General features: G+C 32.5%; 2 protein-coding genes. Both read left to right on the top strand.

Translation table 11 applies throughout. From position 1 onward, the window contains the following. On the top strand, nt 1-476 hold a 476-nt coding region (locus E1171_RS23380), incomplete at its 5' end, for a hypothetical protein (protein WP_187696156.1). Between the two features lie 140 nt (nt 477-616). Then, nucleotides 617-1,312 (top strand): hypothetical protein, encoded by a 696-nt coding sequence (locus tag E1171_RS01260; RefSeq protein WP_155203301.1) that lies wholly within the window; start codon nt 617-619, stop codon nt 1,310-1,312. Nucleotide 1,313: the final 1 nt, after the last annotated feature.

The raw sequence follows: 1,313 nt of genomic DNA on the forward strand, positions 1-1,313 counted from the left end.
TATTTGTAATCATTGGAATTTCCGGAGTTTACTCGGTTGATTTTTTAACTGACAGCACGACTCTTGATGCGACGTTTGATTGGCTTATTATTCCTGTTGTTTCATTATCAATTTTCTTTGCTTATCATGGGACTTTTGGTTACAAGAAGGAAATCCCAGTATGGAAAAACCTAATAGGAATGGGGGCCTTAACCTTTGTTTTTTCAATGATTACTTTTATTTCCTTTCAAGTGTATTTAATAAGAATCAATTGTAAACTGGGAGAACATAAAGATTACCTTTTGGAGGGACAAATTACAAAACTTAATTATCCAGAAAACAAAAAGATAGGGAATAAATATCGAATTGAAATATTAAGGGCCAAGGAAATGGACACAGTAGAACTAAGTGTTCCTACAAATGAATATTTCACTGGACAAAAGTTCAGAAAAATGATGAAATTAGGCTCATTAGGATTTATCTATTCGGAAAAATAAAATTATAAAAATGGCGACTGCTAACAATGGCTAGCTGCCATGCCTTCCCAACGCGCAAAAAAGCCAACGCAAAGAAGCACAGCAGCCAGCCGGAACGTTAGCGTGAAATAACCTATATCAAATTCAAAGTAAAGAGAAATATGACAGGAATGCATATAAAATTAAGTAGAATACTTAAATGTATTTTATTCTTCTATTTAATGGTACCAATTGGTTGTGGGCAAGAAAATTTAAGATGTTCAGATTCGTGCTGTGGAGAAACCTTCGAACAAGAGTTTACAAAGATAGAATCTTTGACAGTAGATGTAGGCAAAATCAAAGTTGACAAAAATAGTAGTAATGAACAGAATAACTTTGTCTATTCAAAATCTGATGATTTTAAATTTGCAGCGATAAAGATTGCAGTTATTGAGCTAGAAAATCTTTCATTTAGCCATATGAATAAATTTAATTTTTCATTTATTCAAAGTGCCTATGCATGTTCGCCGCCTGAACCTGAACCAGACCAAAAACTCACTTCCATCAGAATAACTTCGGATAAAACAATTTTTAGGGATAGCAAAACTTTCAACTCTGGTCAAGATCTATCCGAGTTGTTTGAGGTTGTGGAAATTTCTAATGAATTTAATAGGCCCATTGAAGATTTTATAATAGATCAAAATGAACACACTTTCCTGTTTGGCTCATATGAATCTAGTTTAATACTAAAATTGAATCAACAAATTCACATTCCCCAGAATGAGCTTTCTATAGAAATAAACTTTGATGATAATAGTCAGTATGTACTCACTACAAATAATTTTAAAATTAAAGACACTATCCGGAAAACTGTGTAAG

The organism is Xanthovirga aplysinae (assembly GCF_009711365.1).
Lineage (GTDB): Bacteria > Bacteroidota > Bacteroidia > Cytophagales > Cyclobacteriaceae > Xanthovirga > Xanthovirga aplysinae.